Origin of the sequence: Flavobacterium endoglycinae, assembly GCF_017352115.1 — a bacterium.
Classification (GTDB): Bacteria; Bacteroidota; Bacteroidia; order Flavobacteriales; family Flavobacteriaceae; genus Flavobacterium; species Flavobacterium endoglycinae.
This window is the reverse complement of the sequence record NZ_CP071448.1, coordinates 4,131,986-4,154,830: the sequence shown is the minus strand read 5'-3', so window position 1 is coordinate 4,154,830 and position 22,845 is coordinate 4,131,986. Positions and strand designations below refer to the sequence as shown.

The window sequence follows — 22,845 nt, the reverse complement described above, 5'->3', positions numbered from 1 at the left end:
GTAACATCAGAAAGGTTCAAAAATAAAAAAATCCTCCCGAAGGAAGACTACATTTAAATAAATTCTAAAAAAAATCCTGAAACAGGTTCAGGAAAAACAAAAAATAAAAAATGGCAAGCGACCTACATCGCACCGCTCAACCACGTACCCTTGCTATGTTCCCATCCTGGGGGAGTCTGCAGGAGCTGGTCGTGTAGGACTTGCCGGTGCAAATATACAATCTTTTTATATTTTTGCAAGACCTTTGTTGCTATAAAAATATCGTTGTATATTGGCTTATTCAAATTTTAAACTATGAAAAAATATAACTTCCTATCTGTCATTTTATTAGGAATCACTTTAATTGGATGCGGAGATAAAAATAAAGGTGAAAATTCTTTATTTAATATTGATGATTCTGCTTTTCCAGCCCATTTTTTACCTCAAGAATCAGTTTCAATAGGAATTTTGAACCCAAATTCGAAAGAAATCGACAGCATTGTGTACTTCAATAATGATAAAAAAGTGGGAAGTACAAAAGGTACTGAAAAATTTAAGTTTGAATTAAAAGATCAAAAATTAGGATATCAGTATTTAAAAGCAACCGTTTATTACGGAGGAAATTCATCTGATGCGACAAAACGTATTGAATTAGTTTCTAGTGTTGAACCAAAACTTTTAAACTATAAAATCGTAAACACTTTTACACATGACACAACTGCTTTTACAGAAGGTTTAGAATTTCACGATGGTGTTTTATTTGAAAGTACTGGTCAAAAAGAAGATTCTTACTTTAGATCTGTAGATTATAAAACTGGAAAAGTAATTAAACAAGTAGATCTTCCTAAAGAATATTTTGGAGAAGGAATCACTTTCTTTAATGATAAAATCTATCAGTTGAGCTGGCAGGAAAAAACAGGTTTTATCTATGATGCAAAAACATTCAAATTAGAAAAAACGTTCAAATACGATAAAGATATTGAAGGCTGGGGAATGACACATGACGACAAATATATTTATCATTCTGACGGAACAGAAAAAATCTGGAAAATGGATCCGCAGACTCAAAAATTGATTGATTATATCAATGTGTACTCTGGAAGTTCTAAAATTAAAGCTATAAATGAATTAGAATTAATCAACGGAAAATTCTATGCAAATGTATGGCAGAAAGATGCTATTGCAGTTGTAAATCCCACATCTGGTGCTGTGGAAGGTATTATCAATTTATCAGGTTTACGTAAATTCCTTAAAGCTAAAAATGCTGAAGTATTAAATGGTATTGCTTACAACCCTGCCACCAAAACTATTTTTGTAACTGGTAAATACTGGGATAAAATGTTTGAAATAACAGTTTCAGAATAAAAGGACAAAACAATAAAAAATACGAATTTCACAAATTGCACGCATTAGTTCGTGATAATTTGACTCGACCGTAGGGAATAGACGAAGCAAATTTGTGTTTTACAACCACGCTAATGATAACATTAATAAAAAACATACAAGAGTTACTCCAAGTTCGCGAAACCTCTATAGAGAAAATTTCGGGAGCAGAAATGGCTAAACTTCCAACCCTAAAAAATGCATTTTTAATTATAAAAGACAATTTGATTGAAGACTTCGGTTCAATGGAAAATCTTCCTCAAATCAATGCTGATACCATTATAGATGCTTCTGGCAGAGTTGTTCTTCCTGCTTGGTGCGACAGCCATACCCACATTGTATACGCAGGAAACCGTGAACAGGAATTTGTAGACCGCATCAACGGACTTTCTTATGAAGAAATCGCAAACCGTGGCGGCGGAATTTTAAATTCGGCTAAAAAATTAAACGAAACATCTGAAGAAGAAATTTACGAACAGTCAAAACTTCGTCTCGAAGAAGTAATGCAGTTAGGAACTGGAGCTGTAGAAATAAAATCAGGATACGGATTAACCATCGAAGGCGAGATGAAAATGCTTCGTGTAATCAAAAAATTGGCTGAAAACTATCCGGTTTCAATTAAGGCCACTTTTTTGGGTGCTCATGCATTTCCTGCACATTATAAAGAAAATAAAACAGGCTATATCGATGAAATCATTACCAAAATGATTCCCGAAATTGCGCAAAATAAACTGGCAGATTATATAGATGTTTTCTGCGAAAGCGGTTATTTCTCTGTAGAAGAAACTGAAAAAATTATGCAGGCTGGAATTGAATTTGGCTTAAAGCCAAAAATTCATGTTAACCAATTTAATTCTATTGGCGGTATTCAGGCAGGAATTAAGTATAATGCTCTTTCTGTAGATCATCTTGAAATCATGAATCCCGAAGATATCGAAGCTTTAAAAGCGACTGAAACGATGCCTGTCGCATTACCTTCTTGTTCTTATTTTTTAAGTATTCCGTATACACCAGCCCGAGAAATGCTAAAAGCAGGATTACCACTCGCATTGGCTACAGATTTTAATCCCGGTTCTACTCCATCAGGGAATATGAATTTTGTTGTTGCCACAGCTTGTATCAAAATGAAAATGACTCCTGAAGAAGCTATAAATGCAGCGACCATAAACGGTGCTTATGCTATGGGATTATCGCAAACACATGGAAGTATTACAAAAGGAAAAAAAGCTAATTTAATCCTTACCAAACCTATTTCTTCTTATTATCAAATCCCATACGCTTTTGGAAGCAATTTGATTGAAAATGTTTTTATAGAAGGAAAACTTCTAACATAATAATTGAAATTTTACCATATTAAAAAAGGTCTGTGAAAATCACAGACCTTTAATATCTTAAGTGGTATTTTTATCCCTTTGGCTGAATTATCTTAAGCTGAAGCTTGTTTTAGAAACTAATTCATCATTATCGAAAACGTTGATAAAATAAGTTCCTTTTGCGAAATCTTTTCCAGGAAGATCTTCTGTTACATTTACAGATTTATTCTCGTATTTTACAGTTGTTTTAAAGCTGTAAGTTAAAGAGTTATCTCCAAAATTTTCTGTTTTTTTCTCGCCTAAAACATTGTTTTTAGCATCAATAACCTGAACATAATACGTTTTATCTCCAGATTTAGCAATTTGGTTTTCAGCGATTGTAAAACTAACTTTTAAGATATCAGCACGGCTTGCTTTATCTGTTTCGATCTGTTTTCCAGAGCTTTTTAACTTGTAAGCAGATGTTTTAGTGTTCAAAATCGATAATTTAGAACCTCTTTCAACTGTTTTTGCTAACTCCTCGTTTTGGCCAACAAGTACTTCATTGTATTTTTTAGACTCTCCTAAAACCACAATTGTACTGTCTCTTTGAGTTGTTAAAACACCATTTTGTTTTTTCAACTCATCGTTTTCCGCAACAAGAGTTTTCATTTTGCCCTGCATAGCCTGAACTTGAGCTCTATATTTAGAAACGTCCCCTTTTGATTTATTTAAATCATCCATCAAAGCGACAACTTTATCTCTTTCCTGAATTAATTCATCAGACATTGAAGTATTTTCAGCAATTGCAGCATCGTAAGTTGCTTTTAATTCCTGTAAATCTTTCATAACAGACTCTTTTTCTGTCATAGTTGTTGTTAATTCTGTTTGAACTACGTCAGTATCAGAAGAAAGTTTAAAAATATACACTAAGCTACCAATCAGTAGGACTGCTAGAACGGCGATTACCGCTTTTAGACTCGAATTGTTGTTGTTCTTTGGGTTTTCCATATTTAAATAATTTTCTTTAAAACAAATTTAAGAATTAATATATCGTAATAACGTAAGTTGTAACAATTATATTATTTTTGGAAAATATTTTTTTTTAATGGAGAAATTGATTCCTTTTACTGTCAATGATTTGGCAAAAGTCACAAATCATCGTAGTGGTGAAATAAAATTCGGTGAAAAAATGATTATCATTCCAACAGGAACTGACAAAATCAAATTTTTACAAGAATCTGAGGCGAAGTATGTACTTTTTGGTATTCCAGAAGATATTGGCGTGCGTGCTAACTACGGTCGTCCGGGAACAGCTTCAGCTTGGGAAAATGCAATTAAAAGTATTGCCAACATACAGCACAATCGTTTTGCCAAAGGCAGTCAGATTATTATTTTAGGACAGCTGAATGTAGCGGAAGAAATGCGCGAGGTAGAAAATCTGGACTTTAATGATATTGACGATCGTTCTAAATTAAGCCAGCTGGTTGAAAAAATCGACAAAGAAGTTTCGCATATCATTTTTAACATCATAAAAGCCGGAAAAACCCCTATTATTATTGGCGGTGGACATAATAATGCTTATGGCAATATTAAAGGTTCGGCTTTAGCCAAAGGAAAACCTATTAACGCTATCAATTTTGATGCGCATTCTGATTTCAGAATTTTAGAAGGACGACACAGTGGCAATGGTTTTTCATATGCTTACGAAGAAGGTTTCCTCAAAAAATATTTCATCTTTGGTCTACATGAAAATTATACTTCAAAAAGCGTTTTAGATATCATCAAAAAACTTGAGGATCGTGTTCGTTACAATACTTATGACAGTGTGAATATTCGCAAAGAAAAAGATTTCACTAGAGAAATGGCACTTGCACTGGAGTTTATTAAAACAGATGCTTTTGGAATTGAGATTGATCTCGATGCGATACCTAATATTGCAAGCAGTGCCATGACAATCAGCGGGTTTTCGGTTGAAGAATTACGACAGTTTATTTCTTTCTTCGGGCAAAACAGAAATGCGACCTACCTGCATATATGCGAAGGCGCTCCGGATTTAGCAGATTCTCCCAATAATAATTTAATTGGAAAATTAATTGGTTATTTAATCACGGATTTCATAAAAGCCAATAACGAAAAAGAAAAACTTAACTGAAGGTCAGCTGGCTTAAAACCGCATATTTCCCAAATAATACGAGATTCAAATAAACGATTGGCTGAATAAACCTATCTTTGCACAGATTTTAGTACTTAAAACTAAAAATCTTAATTTGTAAGATATGTTATTCGAAGATTTATCACTTTCAAAAAGTATACAAAAAGCCGTATTTGAAGAAGGCTATCTAAATCCTACTCCAATTCAAGAAAAATCCATTCCGATTGTTTTGGCAGGAAGGGATTTAATTGGCTGTGCACAGACGGGAACGGGGAAAACGGCAGCATTTGCTATTCCAATTATACACCAATTGCACCGAATTGTAGGCTCATCAAAAAAAGCCAAACAAATTCGCGCTCTTGTAGTTACACCTACACGAGAACTCGCAGTACAAATCGGACAAAGTTTTGACACGTATTCTAAATATACCAATTTAGTACAACTCACTATTTTTGGAGGAGTTTCGCAAAATCCGCAAGTTGAAGCTTTAAAAAATGGTGTTGACATTCTGGTTTCTACTCCAGGTCGTTTATTGGATTTACACAAACAAGGTTTTCTAGATTTGAATCATCTGCACACTTTAGTATTAGATGAAGCCGATCAAATGCTGGATATGGGTTTTATAAATGATGTAAAAAAGATTATAAAACTGACTCCAAAAAACAGACAGACATTATTGTTTTCTGCTACAATGCCTTTGGCAATACGCGAATTGGCAGAAATGTTTTTGCAGGATCCTGAAAAAGTAGAAGTTTCTCCGGTTTCATCAACTGCAGAAAATGTTGAACAGCGCATTTATTTTGTTGACAAAACAGAAAAACGAAATCTGCTGTATCATTTAATTAAAAATGAAAATTTATCAAACGTGTTGGTTTTTTCCAGAACCAAACACGGCGCTGATAATGTGGTGAAAGCATTGCGTAAAAAAGATATTCCCGCAGAAGCTATTCATGGAGACAAATCTCAAAATGCAAGGCAGCGTGTTTTAGATGCATTTAAAAATAAAGAAGTAGGCGTTTTAGTAGCAACCGATATTGCCGCAAGAGGAATTGATATCGAACAGCTTCCTTACGTAATCAACTTTGATCTTCCGAATATTCCTGAAACCTATGTTCACCGAATTGGTCGTACAGGCCGCGCTGGAAATGGAGGAATTGCTATTTCTTTCTGTGGAAAAGACGAACATCCGTACTGGAAAGACATTCAAAAATTAATTAAGGTTGATGTAAAAGTCATTTCAGATCATCCATATCCGTGGCATGCTGGAAGTCCTGAACCGGGAGAAAAACCTAAAAATTCAAACAGAAGCGGTGACGCTCACAAATCGAGAAAGTCAAACGCATCAAAAAGAAACAAAAAACGCTGGTATTAACCAGCTTTTTTTGCTTCAGTAATAAGGTAATTTAAAATTTTAAATAGTTTAACTGGTTCAAACGGCTTCACTATTATATCGTTCATTCCCGCAGAAACAGCTTCATCTGTAATTTCATCTTTATCAAAAGCAGTAAGTGCCACAATAGGTGTTTTCACTCCTTCTAAACGAATTCTTTTAGTTGTTTCAAATCCGTTCATTAAAGGCATATTAATATCCATTAGAATAAGATCAAAATGTTCTTTTTCTAATATTTTAAGCGCGGCAAACCCATCATCTACAACCTTACATACATAGTTGTTTTTTTCGATGATTTTTTTAGTCACCAGCTGGTTAATTAGATTATCCTCGACAATCAGTATTTTATAAATTTCATTTGAGGTCAAATCAACTTCTATATCTTCTATTATTTTTTGTGTTTTAAGCGTATTGTATTCGAAAGGAATTTTAAACGAAAATGCAGTTCCTTTACCCAAATCGCTTTCTAATTTAATTGAACTGCCAAAAAGCCCCAACAAACGTTTTACGATGCTAAGCCCCAATCCTGTTCCTTGATAATCTTCATCTTTCCGCCCTACTTGAACAAATTTTTCAAATATTTTATTCTGGTCGACAGCCGCGATTCCAACTCCATTGTCTTTAATTAAAAAATCCAGATGATAAAAACTTCCTTCAATTTTGTCAATCTTAATAATGATATCGACTTGACCGTCTTTTGTAAATTTTAGTGCATTACTCACTAAATTAATTAAAATCTGCGCAAGTCTTAGCTTATCTCCAATTAAGTATTCTGGAATTTCTTCATCAATTTCAATATTGAAATTATTATTATTTTTCTGAGCTAAAAACGACAGTGAATTCTTAATCATTGTGATTTCATCACACATGTTAAAAGCAAGGCTTTCGAGTACAACTTTGTTTTCTTCTATTTTATTAATTTGTAAAATATCGTTGACCAGTGAAAGTAAATACCTTGCAGAAAACTTCAGGGCACTTAAATGTTCACTTTCTGAAAGTTCTTTATGTTCTTCTAAAAGCATATTAGTGATTCCAACCACACCATAAAGCGGTGTGCGTAATTCATGGCTTATAGTCGAAATAAATTGTGTTTTTAACAGAGAAGCTTCTTCCGCAATTTCTTTTGCTTCCAGAAGCTCTAAATTGTGTTTTTTCTTAAACCTGATATTTTTAATTAACGTAATAATTAAAAAAAGAAATATAAATGAAATCAGAATAAACAAAATTACTATAATTCGTGATTTTTTAAGACTTTGTGATTGTGAGGTTTTTTCGTTTTCGATTTTCTCAATCTGTCTTTTATATTCATCAAGTTCTAAATTTAAACCTGCAATTGAAGCTTTTTTAAGTTTCGTTTCGTTATACAGTTCGCCGGTTATGGTATTATACATCAAAAGGTTATCGTAAGCTTGTTTGTATTTTCCAATTTTGTTTAGAAATTTAGAATACTCCAAATGTGCAAAAGACAAATCCTGCTTATCTTCTGTCGATTTGCTGGCAGAAACAGCTTTAGAGAAATACATGTTGGCCTTCGCAGTATCATTTACGCTTGACCAATACATTCCGTTTAAAAAATTCAAAGCAATATCATCTGATTTTCCCTTTAAATCATTTTGATGAGCGTTAATATAGTTTAGATAAGGGAGACCTGCTTTGTAGTTTTCAACTTTAAAATAAGACCAAACTATATTAAGATTTGTTATGGCAACTTCTTTGAGATATTTTTCCTGCTGCCCAAATTTTAAGGATTCTTTGTAATATGCGATCCCTTCTTTGTACATTTTCTTTTCAAAAAAATGCAGATTTCCAAGATTACTGGTAATCATCATTTTGAGACTGACAATATTAGATCTCTCTGCGTAGAAGAGTGCTTTTCTATAGAAGAAAATAGCTTTTTCTATTTCGCCTAAATCATGAAAATTAATTCCGATGATGTTATAATTCCTCGAAATCAAGGTGTCATTTTTCAGGTCGAAAGCATACTTGAGAGCAATTCCAGATTTTTTCAGGGATTTTTCATAGTTGGTTTGATCTAAATAATCACAAGATTCTTTTGTTAATTCTTTAACTTTTGCTATTGATACAGCACTGTTCTGAGCAGACAAGTCAGGACAAACCATAAAAAGAAATAGAAATAGAAAAAAACTAACCCTATAATGATGCATAATTTAGAATATCGATTTTCAAATATACATCATTATAGTAATACAAAATAACAGTATTTACCTTAATAAGATAAAGATTTAACATTGGACAGCAGAATGTTCCAATTTGAATGTTGGTTACAATTTAAATCCTTCTGAAATTTCCATTTTTTATGCTGAAATATTTAGTACCTAATATCAATCACTTCTGCTATTTCAATACAGTCCCCGAAATTAAATTCACAGTTTCAAACCTGTATTGTTAATAAATATCAATAAAAACCATCAAACAAATAAAAAATATTTTTAATTTTAACAAACTTACCAACACAAACTTCAAGTGTTATATGAGATTGAAGTACTAAAAATCAACCCAATTATGTCTGAAAAATTTTTAAAATTCGCAGAAGCAGAAAAATTAACCAAAGCACAGCAAAAATCTGTTACAGGTGGTGAAGAACCAGTTGAAGATGAAAGCATACATCCTAGAAAAGGAAAAGTAGCCGCTAGTTAGTAAAAAATGCTTTCTAAACGTTATAAATTAATAAAGCCGTAACAAATGTTACGGCTTCATTTTTATGGCAAAGGTCCTATATTTATTATTCAACCGAATTTAAATTTTCTTCTTTATTATTCTCCCATTGTCCCACTACCGAAGTTGCTAAAGCATTCCCTAAAACATTTGTAGCACTTCTAAACATATCGCAGAAATGGTCAATTGGCAGAATTAATGCAATTCCTTCAACTGGAATATCAAACATTCCGCAGGTTGCAGCAACCACAACCAAACTAGCTCGTGGCACACCTGCAATTCCCTTGCTGGTTAACATTAATACCAAAAGCATCGCCATTTGTGTTCCTAAATCCAGATGCACATTGTAGAATTGTGCAATAAAAATACTAGCAAAAGTCATGTACATCATACTTCCGTCAAGGTTAAAAGAATAACCAAGCGGCAGCATAAAAGATACAATTCTATCCTTCACACCAAAACTTTCCAACTCTTCTGTTAATTTAGGAAAAACAGCTTCAGAACTAGTAGTTCCAAAAGCAATTGCCAATGGTCCAATAATTCTTTTTAACAAATTAGTCATTCTTCCTTTTAAGAAAATGTAACCAACCGCAATTAAAACTACCCAAAGTGTCCCAATTCCTAATAAAAAAGAACCGAAAAACTTGAAATAAGTAATAATTAATTCTTCTGCATCCCTAATTGCAAATACCCCTGCAATGGCTCCAAAAACTCCAATTGGAGCGAAGTTCATTACATAGTTTACCATTTTTAATACAATATGTGATATTTTGTCTAAAGCTCCGATAACCGGTTTTACAGTAGATCCTAACGAAGCCGCCGCTAATCCGAAAAAGATTGAGAAAATTACAATCTGAAGAATTTCGTTAGTTGCCATTGCTTCGATGATACTTTTAGGAACAATATGTTCTACGAAGTTTTCAAATGATAAATTTTGCGTTTTTGCTGTTACCTCTGTAGCAGCTCCCATATCAACGTGTCCTAATTTCAAACCTACTCCAGGTTCTAAAATATTTACGTAAAATAATCCAATTAATAAGGATATAAAAGAAGCTGTAAAAAACCATCCAAGTGCTTTACCTCCAATTCTTCCTACTGTTTTTATATCTCCAAGTTTTGCAATTCCTACTACCAGTGTAGTAAAAACCAATGGAGAAATAATCATCTGCACCAATCGGATAAAAACTGTAGCAAGCATTTTAATTTTGGTACTAAATGACTGCGCTGCTTCAGGTGAAATATAATTATGCAGTATAATTCCGAGCGTTGCACCAAGAACCATTGCAATTAAAATCTGCCCTGTTAATCCTGAAAGAAATGATTTTTTTTTAGTTTCTGTAACTTGCATTAATTTATTTTTTAATTATTAAAATTTAAGACCCTCACTGCCTTAACTTTATTAATATGTTTTGTTGATTAGATAAAAATCAGCCAAAACAATGGCAGCCATTGCTTCCACAATTGGCACTGCACGAGGAACCACGCAAGGATCATGACGTCCTTTTCCGGTCATTGGTGTAATATTTCCTTGATTATCTAATGAATCCTGAGTCTGCATAATAGTAGCAACTGGTTTAAAGGCTACTCTGAAATAAATATCCATTCCGTTGCTGATTCCGCCTTGGATTCCACCTGAAAGATTTGTTTTTGTACTTCCGTCAGGATTGTATAAATCGTTGTGTTCGCTTCCTTTCATTTCAGAACCAGAGAAACCGCTTCCGTATTCAAAACCTTTAACAGCATTTATAGAAAGCATTGCTTTGCCTAATTCAGCATGAAGTTTATCAAAAACCGGTTCTCCTAAACCAACAGGAACATTTTGAATCACACAAGTAACGACACCTCCAACAGTATCACCTTGTTTACGGATATCACGAATATATTCTTCCATAATCGCCGCCTGTTTTTCATCTGGACAACGAACTGGATTGCTTTCAATTTTTGAAAAATCCAATTCCTGATAAGGTGTTTCTAAATGAATTGGACCAACAGAAGATACGTAAGCATTAATTTTAATTTCAGGAAGCATTTGTTTCGCAATAGCACCTGCTACTACTCTACTCGCTGTTTCACGTGCAGAACTTCTTCCACCGCCGCGGTAATCACGAAAACCATATTTCTGATCGTATACATAATCAGCATGACTTGGTCTGTAGTTATCTTTTATATGAGAATAATCGTCTGATTTTTGATTGGTATTTGGAATAATAAACCCAATTGGAGTTCCAGTAGTTTTGCCTTCGAAAATCCCAGATAAAAATTGAACACTGTCTGGTTCTTTTCTTTGCGTTACAATTGCTGACTGACCTGGTTTTCTTCTTGCCATATCAACTTCAATTGCTTCAAAATCAAGTTGTATTCCTGGAGGGCATCCGTCAATAATACCGCCTAATGCTTCACCATGAGATTCTCCAAAAGTTGTTACTTTATATAGGGTGCCGTAGCTGTTTCCTGCCATTGTTTATAGTTTTGAGCAAATGTAAGTTTTATGAATTAAATTAAAAAATTTAAAATTGGTATTATTAACTAAACATTAAACAGTTTAAAAATCACAATTTGGTAAAATTAAAGTGTTTTTAATAACCTTTTGATAAAATAAATCCAGTTCAATTTTCTTTCATTTGCTAAACTTCAAATTAGGAAAAATTGAAAAAAAGAAACGTCGAATTGGTCATAATTTCAGATGTCCATTTGGGAACTTACGGAAGTCACGCTAAAGAACTAAACAACTATCTTTCAAGCATTAAACCCAAAACTTTAATCTTAAACGGAGATATAATTGATGCGTGGCAGTTTAGAAAATCCTACTTTCCAAAAGCGCATTTAAGAGTTATTCAACGTATTATCGGGATGGCTTCAAAGGGTACAAAAGTGTACTATATTACTGGAAATCATGACGAGATACTTCGAAAATTCAGCGACATGAGTATGGGAAATTTTTCTTTGGTCGATAAATTAGTTTTAGAATTAGACGATAAAAAAGCCTGGATTTTTCACGGTGACGTATTTGATGCTTCTGTTCAGCATTCAAAATGGATTGCCAAATTAGGAGGCTTAGGTTACGATTATCTGATTCTTATGAATCGTTTTGCCAACTGGTGCCTGGCTAAATTAGGTCGTGAGCCTTATTCTTTTTCAAAAAAAATAAAAGCCAGCGTCAAGAAAGCGGTCAAATTTATTTCGGATTTTGAAACTACTGCAACCGATCTGGCTATTGAAAAAAAATACGATTATGTAATCTGCGGTCATATTCACGAACCAAAAATCTTAAATAAGGAAAATAAATACGGATCGACTTTGTATTTAAATTCTGGTGACTGGGTTGAAAATTTAACTGCTTTAGAATACCATAAAAAACGCTGGAAATTATATTCGTACACTCAACCAATTTTACTGAAGAGGAAAATTTATTTGAAATGGAAGATATTTTAACTTCCCAAATGTTATCAAATATCATTCTTAAAAAATAGAAAACCTTGTTTTAAAGCCCTGTAAGCGATGTTTTTAACTTTTGATACCAGCGAAATTGCCAAAAAATGTGAATTATATAACAATTTCTAAAAATATTATACGTTCTTCATAAATAAGTAAAATTAAATTTGACAAAAATTAATAACCATTTTTATGAAGAAGATAATAGTATCTGCCATTATGATCTTTGGTTTTGCATTTACTGCACAATCACAAGAAATTTCAAAAAACGCTTTAGGATTACGTCTTGGAGACAATAACGGATTTGGAGGCGAAGTATCCTATCAATTAGGATTAAATCAAAAAAACAGACTTGAGTTTGATTTAGGATGGAGAAACAGCCGTGATGTAGATGCCATAAAAGCCGTTGCGCTTTACCAATGGGTTTGGAACATCGATGGAGGTTTTAACTGGTACGCCGGTGTTGGTGGTGGAGTTGCTGCCTGGGACTACGATCACCGTTACAACAATTTAAGATATAGCGACAGCGGAACTTATGTGTTTGCTGCCGGAGACATTGGTATCGAATATAGATTTAAAGAAGTGCCAATTACATTATCATTAGACGGTAGACCTGAAATTGGTTCAGGATATTATGATGATGATAATTTTGGATTTGACGTCGGATTAGGAGTTAAATTCAGATTCTAAACAGAATAAAAGATAAAAAAAATTGTAAGAAGAAACCTGTCGCTTAAACGACAGGTTTTTTTTATGAGTTAATGAAAAAATAACATTTCGCATTTAACTATTTTCTTTTTATTCTTTAATAATAATTTCTTTTTTAGAATGTACTTTAACCACTGTATACGGATATGAGATTACCTGGATTACCATTGCATCAGACGATGGATTGTTTTCTTTAACCGTAATAATGATATTTTTATCAGTTTCTTCCACTTTCTCTACTCCAATAGAATATCCTCCTGTGTTTTTCTCACCCATATTAAGGATTACATAATTGGAATTTGCAATGTCAGCGTCTTTCATTTTATGAGCCAAAAGCGGATCATTCTGCAGCATTTTAATTTCGTTTGGTTCTGTTAGAATTTCAAAGAACTTAATATTACCGCCTCCATTAGACTGCTCGGTTAAAACTTCGTACAATGCCGTAGAACCAGTTGTCTTTTTAGCGCCACAGGAAATCAAAACAAAAACTATCAAAACTGAAATTATTTTTTTCATACATTTAAATTTTAAATTAATGTTTTAATCTTTATAATCGTCAATTGCTTTTTGATACAAAGCTTCATATTTAGGAAGTATATTTTTAATATCAAACTTTTTTGCCACTTCTAATGCATTCGCTTTAAATTCATTCAAAGTATCTTCGTCTTTCAAGATTTTAATTGCATTTGCAGCCATTGACTCTACATCGCCAACGTTGCTTAAATACCCCGAAACGCCGTCAAAATTAACTTCAGGCAGACCGCCAGAATTACTAGAAATAACAGGAACTCCGCAAGCCATAGCTTCCAAAGCTGCCAGACCAAAACTTTCAGTTTCAGAAGGAAGCAGGAACAAATCGGTCATACATAAAATTTTATCGATCTCATGGCTATTCCCAAAGAAAATAACTTTATCTAAGATGCCTAATTCTTGACACAAAATTTCTGCTTTTTCTTTTTCAGGTCCATCTCCTACCATCATCAGCTTAGCAGGAATTTCTTTTTGAACACTATAAAAGATCTTAATAATATCTGGAATGCGTTTTACTTTTCTAAAATTACTGATATGGGTAATAATACGCTCGTTCTCATTTGCCATTACATAACGGTGGCAAGGCGCGCTAGGATCTTTTTTTACTTTATCCAATTCTATAAAATTAGGAATCACTTTGATTTTATTCTTGATTTTGAATAATTTCAAAGTATCATCTTTCAAACTCTGAGAAACCGAAGTCACATAATCTGATTTATTGATACTGAAAGTTACCGCAGGTTTATAAAACGGATGATTTCCAACCAATGTAATATCTGTTCCGTGAAGAGTTGTAATCATCGGAAGATTAATCCCTTCATTTTTCAGCATCTGTTTTGCCATATACCCTGCATACGCATGAGGAATGGCATAATGTACGTGCAGAAGCTCAATTTTATACAATTTAACCATATCAACCAGTTTACTTGACAATGCCAATTCATACGGTTGATAATGAAACAAAGGATATTCCGGAACGTTTACTTCGTGATAATGAACATTTGGATTTAAAAGCGCCAATCTAACCGGCTGGCTGTAAGTTATAAAGTGTATTTCGTGTCCTCTTCTGGCTAATTCGAGACCTAACTCTGTGGCTACTACACCACTACCTCCAAAAGTAGGATAACAAACAATTGCTATTTTCATGTATTTAATTTAATTCTACGAAAATACTCAAAAATAGCGTTGAATTGACCGTTTAAATTGTTAGATTTTTGTAAATATTAGAGCGGTCAGATTATTAGACAGTTAGATTTTTTGATTAAAATTTTCTCCTATTTTTATAAGGAGCAGTAAAAACTGTTTTCAAAAGAACCAACCTTCCCGCTGTCCGCTTTATCTTTTTCTGTCTAAAGAAGCCAGAAAAAGGATATCGCTCCCATCGGGACTAAAAGAGACGTTATTGTTTTCAAATGAAATTAACTCACTAAATCAACTTTGTCAAAGTTTAAAATTTTGACAAAGTTAGACCCACAAAAAAAGGCATAAAATTAAATTTCATGCCTTTTAATACTTTATAAATTTCTCTTAGAAAAATCTGCTGTGCCAGCTGTCGGCAGCAGGAACTTCCCAAGCATCGTTAAATTCTTCAATATTAGTAACCAAGTTATTAAATACAATTGTATTTCCAGTTACTGCCTTGTCTTTTACCATTTTCTTGAAGTCAATTAATGGTTTATGAGCAATATGTTCTCCTAATTTAAAAGTAACATTCATTTTATCCAATAAATCAACATTGTACTTTTTCTCTAATCCTTGAATAAATTCTACAGAACTATCGATTGAACAGCCTGTCGCTGCTTGTACCTCTTGATTTACAGCTAATATAATGAATCGGTTGTATTTCAATAAAAAGGAAGCTTCAAGACTGGTGCCGTGTGCCGCCCATTGTTCTACAAAAGCTTTTAAATCAGTTTCAATTTCAGAAAACTCTTCCTCAGAAAATTTTCTGTTCGACTGGTAAATCCAAACTCTTGATTCACCCGGTAAATTTTCAAAAGGTATATACATTTTTAATTTTAGATTTTAGATTGTTGATTTTAGATTTCTGAAGTTTCAAGCTAAAAACCTTAGCATCTTAGAAACTTAGAATCTTTATTTTTATAAATCCTGCGCATTCGCAATTAGCTCTGCCACATCCATTACCTTTACTTCGCCTTCTTTGTGTGCATGTTTAATTCCATCAGTCAGCATGGTATTACAGAAAGGACAACCCGCTGCAATAATATCCGGTTTCGTTTCTAAAGCATCTTCTGTACGTAAAACATTCACCTCTTTGTTCCCTGGTTCCGCGTCTTTAAACATCTGCGCTCCACCAGCACCACAACATAATCCGTTTGCTTTAGAACGTTTCATTTCAACCAATTCAACGTCTAATTTCTGGATTAAATCTCTTGGAGCTTCGTATACTTTATTCGCTCTTCCTAAATAGCAAGGATCGTGGAAAGTGATTTTTTTACCTTTAAATTGTCCGCCTTCCACTGTTAATCTTCCTTCATCAATTAATGATTTCAAGAATTCAGTATGATGAATAACTTCGTAATTTCCTCCTAATTCAGGATATTCATTTTTTAAAGTATTAAAACAATGCGGACAAGCGGTTACGATTTTTTTTGCTTCATAAGCATTTAGAACCTCAATATTCATCATAGCCTGCATTTGGAACAAAAATTCATTTCCAGCTCTTTTTGCAGGATCGCCAGTACAACTCTCTTCTGTACCTAAAACTGCAAAAGAAACATTCGTACGATTTAAAATACGCACAAATGCTTTAGTAATTTTTTTTGCTCTATCATCAAAACTTCCTGCGCAACCTACCCAGAATAAAACCTCTGGTTGTTTTCCTTCGGCCAGCATTTCTGCCATTGTTGGCACTACTAAACTTTCTGACATTTCTCTCACTTTTGTTTAATCGGTTTGTAGTGGAATTGTTTAATCGTCAAAAACAAACTGACAATTCTACAAAAACCGAAATATTATTTTTAAAATTGATTAAACGGTTAAACAATTAACCAATTAAAATATTTTTAATTCTCGTTTTTCCAATTTAAACGATCCTGTTGGCTGTACTGCCAAGGCGCACCGTTATTTTCAATATTGGTCATCATGGCGTTTAGTGACATTGGAGCAGCACTTTGTTCCATCACCAAATAACGACGCATATCCATAATGATAGATAACGGACTAATATTTACTGGACATTCTTCTACACAAGCATTACAAGATGTACAAGCCCATAATTCTTCTGGTGTGATATAATCGTTTAACAACGTTTTATTATCAGGTACGAATGTTCCTTTATTGGCATCAATATTTTTTCCAACTTCAGTCAAACGATCTCTAGTATCCATCATAATTTTACGTGGAGACAATTTTTTACCAGTTTGATTAGCTGGACAAGCCGAAGTACAACGTCCGCATTCTGTACAAGTGTATGCGTTTAACAACTGCACCCAGTTTAAATCCTGAACATCGCTTGCACCAAATTTGGCCGGATTTGCATTTTCATCAGCTGGAGCTGCTGCAAACGGATCAGCATTTGGATCCATCATTAGTTTTACCTCTTTTGTAACTGATGCTAAATTATCAAACTGCCCTTCTGGTTTTAGGTTTGCAAAATATGTATTTGGAAAAGCCAATAGAATATGCAGGTGTTTTGAGAAGTATAAATAGTTCATAAAAACTAAAATACCCGTAATGTGCAACCACCAGAAAGCTTCGTATAAAAGCCCGACCAAATCATTTGACATTCCATTAAAGATTGGTGCAATAAATTGGCTTACAGGAAAAGTTCCTGCTTGATGAAAATGAGAATATCCTCCTGGAACATTCTGCAAATGCAGATCTGAAGCATTCATTAATAAAAACAGAATCATTAAAACGGTTTCGAAATACAAAATGTAGTTCGCATCGCTTTTAGGGAATCCGTTTAAGTCTGAATTTATAAAACGTTTTAATCGAATTACATTTCTTCTAATCCAGAAAGTCACTACAGCAACGATAACCAGAATAGCTAAAATTTCAAATGAAGCAATTAAAACATCGTAAATAATACCTAAATAAGGTGCAAAAATTCGGTGTGTTCCAAATAACCCGTCAATAATGATTTCGAGTAATTCGATATTAATAATGATAAAACCTACATACACAAATATGTGAAGTATCCCCGCCACAGGACGTTTTACCATTTTTGACTGTCCAAGGGCAATCAAAGCCATATTTTTCCAACGAGCTTTAGGATTATCTTTTCGATCTACATCAACTCCCAACTTTATATTTCGGATGATTTTTTTTACGCTCGCTGCAAAAAAACCGAAACCAGCTATAAGAAGTATAGCAAATAAAATATTATCTAAATAACTCATTTATGTCTATTTTTTATCCGTTGAATTTGTTTCTTCTTTTGGTGCTACGTAAGGTTTGTTTTTCTTTCCGAAAAGCGAAACGTTTACATAACGTGTCGGGTAAAGACGTACGTCTTGTAATAGCAATTCAAGTTCTTTAGAAGTTTTAGCCAAGTTATTATATAATGCATCGTCATTTAATAATTTACCAGCTGTTCCTTTTCCTGAATTCAAATTAGCCATTAATCCATCCACTTTAGCTAAAGTTTGGTTTAGGTTACGTACTGTTTTTCCTAAATCAGCTTTATTTAAAGAATCAGATATTTTATTGAAGTTATTTGACATTTTATTGAAGTTACTCACAACTCCATTAATCTGCCCTTTATTCGTATCTAAGATGTTATTAAGACTTCCCGATGCTCTGTGAAACTGTTCCATTGTCTGACTCAATTCAGCAATAGTTTTCTTTAAATTTTCTTGTGTGTTTTTGTCTAAAGTATTGTTTAGGCCCGTAACCAGCACATCAATATTTAAAAGCATTTTATCCAGTTTAACCTGCAGCGGTTCGATCTTTCCTCCTAAAGATTCAGTAAGTCCCAGCTCTACAGCAGACTGTAATACTTGTCCGTCTTCTGCAAGTTCTTTATCAGCAAGATTTGGAATAATTTTGATTTGCTTTCCTCCAATCAAGCTTGGAGAATATAATGCTGCTGTACTTGTTTTAGAAATTGGAAAATCAGTTTTAATCTGAAGTTCAACAGATAGTTTTCCTGTGTTTTCATCAATTGTAATCTTGCTTACTTTTCCAATTCCAAGTCCGTTTAAAGTTACCGGAGCTGAAGATGAAAGTTCTTCAACATTATCATATTGAACATATAATACTTTATAATTCGTAAAAAGGTCTCTGCCTTTTAAAAAACTGTAGCCCCAAATAAATAATAAAATTGACGCGATGACTAATACAGCCGTTTTAATTTCTCTTGTTACTTTCAAAATTCTTAGTGTTTATACAAATTTAATATAAATATTCGAACTTGTGCTTAATTATTTAATCGCGTCCTGAATACTAATCTTTTCTCCATCTTTAGTTGCTACTAAAAAAGCGGCTCCATATCCCTTATCCTTAGCCTCTTCCAAATATTTTTTAGCAGCTTCATAATTTGAAGTTTCTTGGTAGAAATATTTATACATATTGTTTTCAAAAACCATTGTTACGTTTTTCAAACCTTTAAAATTTTTAGGTTCTAATGGCGTATTTTTAATACTAGCAATCAACTGAACTTTAAAAAAAGTTCCTTTAGGTGTATTTTTTGTCGGTGGTGGTGTTACCTTTTTTGGTGTAGAAGTGTCTTTTACTGGTTTTGCTTCCACTACTTCTTGTGCGCCAGAACCGAAATATTCTCTTTTGTAACTTAAAATAGCTTCTGCGATTGCTTTTGCAATATCATCCTGACCTTCGTCTGAATTTAATATATTTCCTTCTGTTGGATTTGAAACGAAACCGGTTTCTACCAGAACTCTTGGCATATACGCTTTGTGCAGAACCATGAAAGGTGCTTGTTTTACACCACCATGGCGGATTTTTTTGCCTAATCTTTCAAAGTTATCCTCAATTTTACTTGCTAAAGAGATACTGTTGTCTAGATATTCTTCCTGCATTAATGTCATTCCAATCATTGATTCCGGTGAATTCGGATCAAAACCTTCATATTTACGTTTATAATCCTTCTCTAATGTAATTACCGAGTTTTCTTTTTTCGCCGCTTCAAGATTCGATGCAACTTTACTCAAACCCATTACATATGTTTCTGTTCCGTCTGCTGCAGTATTTTTATTGGCATTACAATGAATTGAAACGAAAATATTTGAGTTGGCTCTATTAGCAATATTAGCTCTTTCTACTAAATCGACAAAAACATCGGTTTTACGAGTATAGATAACATTAACATTAGGACTCTGCTCTAATATTTTCCCGACTTTTAAAACAATAGCTAAAGCAATGTTTTTCTCAATCCGGCCACTGTAAACTGCTCCAAAATCGTGATCACCGTGTCCCGCATCGAGCGTAACCTTAAAAACATTTGATTGACTGTAAGCAAAAAATGACGATATAGTTAGAAAAAAAGCAAAGATTACTTTAATTTTGTTTAGTTTATTCATAAATGTAAAAGTTAATTTTAATAAAACGCAGCTGTTATAATTTTTACAATTGATTATTTTTGCCAAAAAATTATATGTAAGTTTGACATGTCAAAAAACAAGCCATAATTTTACAAAAATAGTATTTAAACCTTTGCATACAAACTTATTTAATATCGTTTTAATATCATTTTTCCTATCTATAGGATGTGGTAATTTATATTCGCAAGAGATAAAATCTAAAAAAAAGCCTTTACCTTCTGGAAAACAAACAGATAAACCTGAAATAATTCCAAATGATACTATAAAGCTTGACACCGTAAGGGCTACCAAGACTTTTTTGGATGGGAAAGTAAGATACAAGGCCAAAGATTATGCAAAAATCGACCAGAAGAAAAAATTAATCACTCTTTATAATGAGGGTGAATTATATTATAAAGATGTTGAGTTAAAATCGGGTATCATTGTTCTAAATTACGAAAAAGACGAAGTATATGCTGGAAGAATAAAAGATTCTTCAGGAGTTCTAGTCCAATATCCTAATTTCAAGCAAGGTACAAGTGAAGTCCAGCCAGATTCGATTCGTTTTAACTTTAAAACCAAGAAAGCTTTAATCTACAATTCAAGAACCAAACAGGGAGAATTAAACATTAAAGCTGCTGTTACAAAAAAGGAAAATGATTCTGTTTACTTCTTAAAAGGCGCCAGAATTACAACTGCACAAGATATTGACAATCCCGAATACTATTTTCTAACGAGCAAAATCAAATTTATACCTGGAAAAAAAATCGTTACTGGTTTAACCCAGATGATTATTGCTGATGTACCTACTCCACTGGCTTTACCGTATGGTTATTTTCCATTAAGCCAGGAAAGAAGCGTTTCGGGTATTATTATCCCAAGTTATAATGACTCCAATACAAGAGGTTTCTCGTTACAAAATGGAGGATATTATTTTGCCTTGAGCGATAATTACGATTTAACGGTTTTAGGAGATTATTACACGAATGGTAGTTATGCCATGCGTTTTGAATCGTCTTATGCCGAACGGTATAAGTATCGTGGAAATGTGAATATTCGTTTTGAGAACTTAATCAGCAGTGAACGAGGTTATCCTGATTATTCAAAACAAAACATTTATAACATTCAGTGGTCGCATTCTAAGGATACAAAATCGAACCCAAATTCAAGCTTCTCTGCTTCTGTGAACATGGGTAGTAGTAAGTACTTTAAGCGTTCGATTAATCAGGCCAATATTGGCTCCAATCTGAACAATACTTTGAGTTCTTCTATTTCGTACAACAAAACATTTAATACCATTCCAGGATCTCGTATTTCACTTTCTGCAACACACCAGCAGAATACGCAGACAGAAGAAATCACGATGACGTTACCTAACTTTCAGGGAAGTATTGACCGTGTTTACCCATTTGTTGGCAAAAACGGCGTTAAAAAAGGTTTTTTCAAAAACATCAACTTACAATATAACGTAACGGGAAAAAATAATTTTAAAACTACTGATTCGCTTTTTTTCAAGCCTCAGATGTTTAGAGATGCTCAAATTGGAATGCAGCATACTATTCCAATCAGTACCAATTTTAAAATCTTTAAATATTTTAGTGCTGGAGCTTCTACAAACTATCAAGAAACTTGGGTAACCAAAACGATTGATAAAAATTACGACGATGCCAAAGGTCAAGTGGTTGACAAAACGGTTAATGGTTTTGATTCATACAGAACATACAACTTCAGCACGAACTTAGGAACTACTATTTATGGTACGTTCAATTTTGGAGCAGATAAAAAAATCCAGTCTATTCGTCACGTCATGAGACCAAGTATTACGTATTCGTATACACCAAGTTTCGAAAGGTATTACGATCATTATACGGTAGATGCTGCAGGAAGAATTTCTACAGATGAATACAGCCGTTTTGCAAATGGAATTTACGGTGCACCAGGAAAAGATAATTCAAGTATTGTTGGTTTTACACTGAGCAACACTTTTGAAGCAAAAGTAAGAGACAGTGACAGCACAAAAACGGAACCAAAGAAGATTATGCTGTTAAACAACTTAAACTTCAATACAAGCTATAATTTTAATGCAAACGGTAAAGAAACTCTAGCTTGGCAGCCAATCGTAGTAAGTGGTGGAACACAGTTTTTTGACAATAAACTAAACATGAACTTCGGGGCAGTTTTAAACCCGTATGCGATTGATAATGCTGGAAACGTAATCAACAAGTTCAACATCGACAATGGCGGAAGTTTATTTAGAATGACGAGTGCAAACGTTACGATGAATTATTCGTTTTCGAATAAGGGAACCGGAAAGGAAAAAAATGCGCAGAGTCAGCGAAATGGTGGTCGTAATGACGACTTATTCGGAACAAATACTGACCTAAATGACAGCCGAAACAGCCAATTTGCAAATGAACCAGAAAGAGACGATGATGTTATCAGCGAATTTTTCAGTGCAAAAATACCATGGGATATGACTATGGCGTATTCGTTGACGTATTCGAACGCGGCCAGAGAAAATAAGATTACCGGAAACTCCATCATGATTTCTATCAACACTGATATTACGCCTAAATGGAAAGGTGGTGTATCTACAGGATATGATTTCGTACAAAAAGGAGTTACTTTTACTCAGTTCCGTTTTGAAAGAGATTTATTAAGCTGGAGAATGGCTTTTAACTATCAGCCGCTTGGAACAAATTCTAACTGGAACTTCTTTATTGGAATTAAATCTGGAATGTTGAGCGACATTAAATGGAATAAAAGAAGTGTCTCAAACCGATAAGATATTTATAA

18 protein-coding genes, 1 other RNA gene and 1 pseudogene are annotated in these 22,845 nt (G+C 33.5%); 8 read left to right on the top strand and 12 right to left on the bottom strand.

What is annotated here, in order from left to right; genetic code table 11:
* Positions 1-108: 108 nt before the first annotated feature.
* An RNA gene (gene ffs, locus J0383_RS18520) (signal recognition particle sRNA small type) lies at positions 109-206 on the bottom strand.
* An 88-nt stretch (positions 207-294) separates the two neighbouring features.
* On the opposite strand from ffs, the gene J0383_RS18515 reads away from it, so the two are divergent.
* Positions 295-1,344: a glutaminyl-peptide cyclotransferase gene (locus J0383_RS18515; RefSeq protein WP_207295451.1), complete on the top strand. Its 1,050-nt coding sequence runs from the start codon at positions 295-297 to the stop codon at positions 1,342-1,344.
* 113 nt (positions 1,345-1,457) lie between these two features.
* Positions 1,458-2,696 (top strand): imidazolonepropionase, encoded by a 1,239-nt coding sequence (gene hutI / locus J0383_RS18510; RefSeq protein WP_207295450.1) that lies wholly within the window; start codon positions 1,458-1,460, stop codon positions 2,694-2,696.
* An 87-nt stretch (positions 2,697-2,783) separates the two neighbouring features.
* Here the strand turns inward: hutI and J0383_RS18505 are convergent, their stop codons facing one another.
* Positions 2,784-3,665, bottom strand: a complete 882-nt coding sequence (locus tag J0383_RS18505) for a hypothetical protein (RefSeq protein ID WP_207295449.1) — start codon at positions 3,663-3,665, stop codon at positions 2,784-2,786.
* Between the two features lie 97 nt (positions 3,666-3,762).
* Between J0383_RS18505 and J0383_RS18500 the strand changes: the two genes are divergently transcribed.
* Entirely contained in the window at positions 3,763-4,809 is a 1,047-nt protein-coding gene (locus tag J0383_RS18500) for a formimidoylglutamase (protein ID WP_207295448.1), read from the top strand.
* A gap of 124 nt (positions 4,810-4,933) precedes the next feature.
* Entirely contained in the window at positions 4,934-6,181 is a 1,248-nt protein-coding gene (locus tag J0383_RS18495) for a DEAD/DEAH box helicase (RefSeq protein ID WP_207295447.1), read from the top strand.
* Here the strand turns inward: J0383_RS18495 and J0383_RS18490 are convergent.
* Positions 6,178-8,364 carry a response regulator gene (locus J0383_RS18490; RefSeq protein ID WP_207295446.1) on the bottom strand — a complete coding sequence of 729 codons (2,187 nt, stop codon included), beginning with the start codon at positions 8,362-8,364 and terminating at the stop codon, positions 6,178-6,180. The two genes, J0383_RS18495 and J0383_RS18490, sit on opposite strands and share 4 nt — an antisense overlap.
* A 358-nt stretch (positions 8,365-8,722) precedes the next feature.
* On the opposite strand from J0383_RS18490, the gene J0383_RS23770 reads away from it, so the two are divergent.
* Positions 8,723-8,857 (top strand): hypothetical protein, encoded by a 135-nt coding sequence (locus J0383_RS23770; RefSeq protein WP_262898894.1) that lies wholly within the window; start codon positions 8,723-8,725, stop codon positions 8,855-8,857.
* A gap of 85 nt (positions 8,858-8,942) precedes the next feature.
* On the opposite strand, the gene J0383_RS18485 is transcribed toward J0383_RS23770, so the two are convergent.
* A complete protein-coding gene (locus J0383_RS18485; RefSeq protein ID WP_207295445.1) occupies positions 8,943-10,223 on the bottom strand; it encodes a dicarboxylate/amino acid:cation symporter in 1,281 nt (426 codons plus the stop codon).
* 51 nt (positions 10,224-10,274) lie between these two features.
* Positions 10,275-11,333 (bottom strand): chorismate synthase, encoded by a 1,059-nt coding sequence (gene aroC / locus J0383_RS18480; protein ID WP_207295444.1) that lies wholly within the window; start codon positions 11,331-11,333, stop codon positions 10,275-10,277.
* A gap of 188 nt (positions 11,334-11,521) precedes the next feature.
* Between aroC and J0383_RS18475 the strand changes: the two are divergent.
* Both J0383_RS18475 and J0383_RS18470 read left to right on the top strand, forming a co-directional pair.
* Positions 11,522-12,345: pseudogene (locus J0383_RS18475) on the top strand (UDP-2,3-diacylglucosamine diphosphatase).
* A gap of 154 nt (positions 12,346-12,499) precedes the next feature.
* The gene (locus J0383_RS18470) at positions 12,500-12,997 is read left to right on the top strand and encodes a hypothetical protein (RefSeq protein ID WP_207295443.1); all 498 of its coding nucleotides are present in this window, start codon (positions 12,500-12,502) and stop codon (positions 12,995-12,997) included.
* 108 nt (positions 12,998-13,105) lie between these two features.
* Here the strand turns inward: J0383_RS18470 and J0383_RS18465 are convergent, their stop codons facing one another.
* The 7 genes from J0383_RS18465 to J0383_RS18435 form a co-directional block, all read right to left on the bottom strand.
* A complete protein-coding gene (locus tag J0383_RS18465) occupies positions 13,106-13,531 on the bottom strand; it encodes a protease complex subunit PrcB family protein (RefSeq protein ID WP_207295442.1) in 426 nt (141 codons plus the stop codon).
* Positions 13,532-13,555: 24 nt separating this feature from the next.
* Positions 13,556-14,692, bottom strand: a complete 1,137-nt coding sequence (gene bshA / locus J0383_RS18460) for an N-acetyl-alpha-D-glucosaminyl L-malate synthase BshA (protein ID WP_207295441.1) — start codon at positions 14,690-14,692, stop codon at positions 13,556-13,558.
* A 381-nt stretch (positions 14,693-15,073) separates the two neighbouring features.
* Positions 15,074-15,556, bottom strand: a complete 483-nt coding sequence (locus J0383_RS18455; RefSeq protein WP_207295440.1) for an ABC transporter ATPase — start codon at positions 15,554-15,556, stop codon at positions 15,074-15,076.
* 90 nt (positions 15,557-15,646) lie between these two features.
* Positions 15,647-16,438, bottom strand: coding sequence for a (Fe-S)-binding protein (locus tag J0383_RS18450; protein WP_207295439.1), 792 nt, complete (start codon positions 16,436-16,438; stop codon positions 15,647-15,649).
* Between the two features lie 134 nt (positions 16,439-16,572).
* Positions 16,573-17,910, bottom strand: coding sequence for a (Fe-S)-binding protein (locus J0383_RS18445; protein WP_207295438.1), 1,338 nt, complete (start codon positions 17,908-17,910; stop codon positions 16,573-16,575).
* A gap of 6 nt (positions 17,911-17,916) precedes the next feature.
* Positions 17,917-18,882 (bottom strand): MlaD family protein, encoded by a 966-nt coding sequence (locus J0383_RS18440; RefSeq protein ID WP_207295437.1) that lies wholly within the window; start codon positions 18,880-18,882, stop codon positions 17,917-17,919.
* A 51-nt stretch (positions 18,883-18,933) separates the two neighbouring features.
* Positions 18,934-20,049, bottom strand: a complete 1,116-nt coding sequence (locus J0383_RS18435) for an N-acetylmuramoyl-L-alanine amidase family protein (RefSeq protein ID WP_207295436.1) — start codon at positions 20,047-20,049, stop codon at positions 18,934-18,936.
* A gap of 49 nt (positions 20,050-20,098) precedes the next feature.
* Here J0383_RS18435 and J0383_RS18430 point away from each other — a divergent pair, with 49 nt between their 5' ends.
* The gene (locus J0383_RS18430) at positions 20,099-22,834 is read left to right on the top strand and encodes a putative LPS assembly protein LptD (protein ID WP_207295435.1); all 2,736 of its coding nucleotides are present in this window, start codon (positions 20,099-20,101) and stop codon (positions 22,832-22,834) included.
* Positions 22,835-22,845: the final 11 nt, after the last annotated feature.

Bases quoted from the DNA above. Each gene is read 5' to 3' on its own strand.
- J0383_RS18515 (WP_207295451.1), top strand. From the start codon at position 295: ATGAAAAAATATAACTTCCTATCTGTCATTTTATTAGGAATCACTTTA.
- hutI (WP_207295450.1), top strand. From the start codon at position 1,458: ATGATAACATTAATAAAAAACATACAAGAGTTACTCCAAGTTCGCGAA.
- J0383_RS18505 (WP_207295449.1), bottom strand. From the start codon at position 3,665: ATGGAAAACCCAAAGAACAACAACAATTCGAGTCTAAAAGCGGTAATC.
- J0383_RS18500 (WP_207295448.1), top strand. From the start codon at position 3,763: ATGGAGAAATTGATTCCTTTTACTGTCAATGATTTGGCAAAAGTCACA.
- J0383_RS18495 (WP_207295447.1), top strand. From the start codon at position 4,934: ATGTTATTCGAAGATTTATCACTTTCAAAAAGTATACAAAAAGCCGTA.
- J0383_RS18490 (WP_207295446.1), bottom strand. From the start codon at position 8,364: ATGCATCATTATAGGGTTAGTTTTTTTCTATTTCTATTTCTTTTTATG.
- J0383_RS23770 (WP_262898894.1), top strand. From the start codon at position 8,723: ATGTCTGAAAAATTTTTAAAATTCGCAGAAGCAGAAAAATTAACCAAA.
- J0383_RS18485 (WP_207295445.1), bottom strand. From the start codon at position 10,223: ATGCAAGTTACAGAAACTAAAAAAAAATCATTTCTTTCAGGATTAACA.
- aroC (WP_207295444.1), bottom strand. From the start codon at position 11,333: ATGGCAGGAAACAGCTACGGCACCCTATATAAAGTAACAACTTTTGGA.
- J0383_RS18470 (WP_207295443.1), top strand. From the start codon at position 12,500: ATGAAGAAGATAATAGTATCTGCCATTATGATCTTTGGTTTTGCATTT.
- J0383_RS18465 (WP_207295442.1), bottom strand. From the start codon at position 13,531: ATGAAAAAAATAATTTCAGTTTTGATAGTTTTTGTTTTGATTTCCTGT.
- bshA (WP_207295441.1), bottom strand. From the start codon at position 14,692: ATGAAAATAGCAATTGTTTGTTATCCTACTTTTGGAGGTAGTGGTGTA.
- J0383_RS18455 (WP_207295440.1), bottom strand. From the start codon at position 15,556: ATGTATATACCTTTTGAAAATTTACCGGGTGAATCAAGAGTTTGGATT.
- J0383_RS18450 (WP_207295439.1), bottom strand. From the start codon at position 16,438: ATGTCAGAAAGTTTAGTAGTGCCAACAATGGCAGAAATGCTGGCCGAA.
- J0383_RS18445 (WP_207295438.1), bottom strand. From the start codon at position 17,910: ATGAGTTATTTAGATAATATTTTATTTGCTATACTTCTTATAGCTGGT.
- J0383_RS18435 (WP_207295436.1), bottom strand. From the start codon at position 20,049: ATGAATAAACTAAACAAAATTAAAGTAATCTTTGCTTTTTTTCTAACT.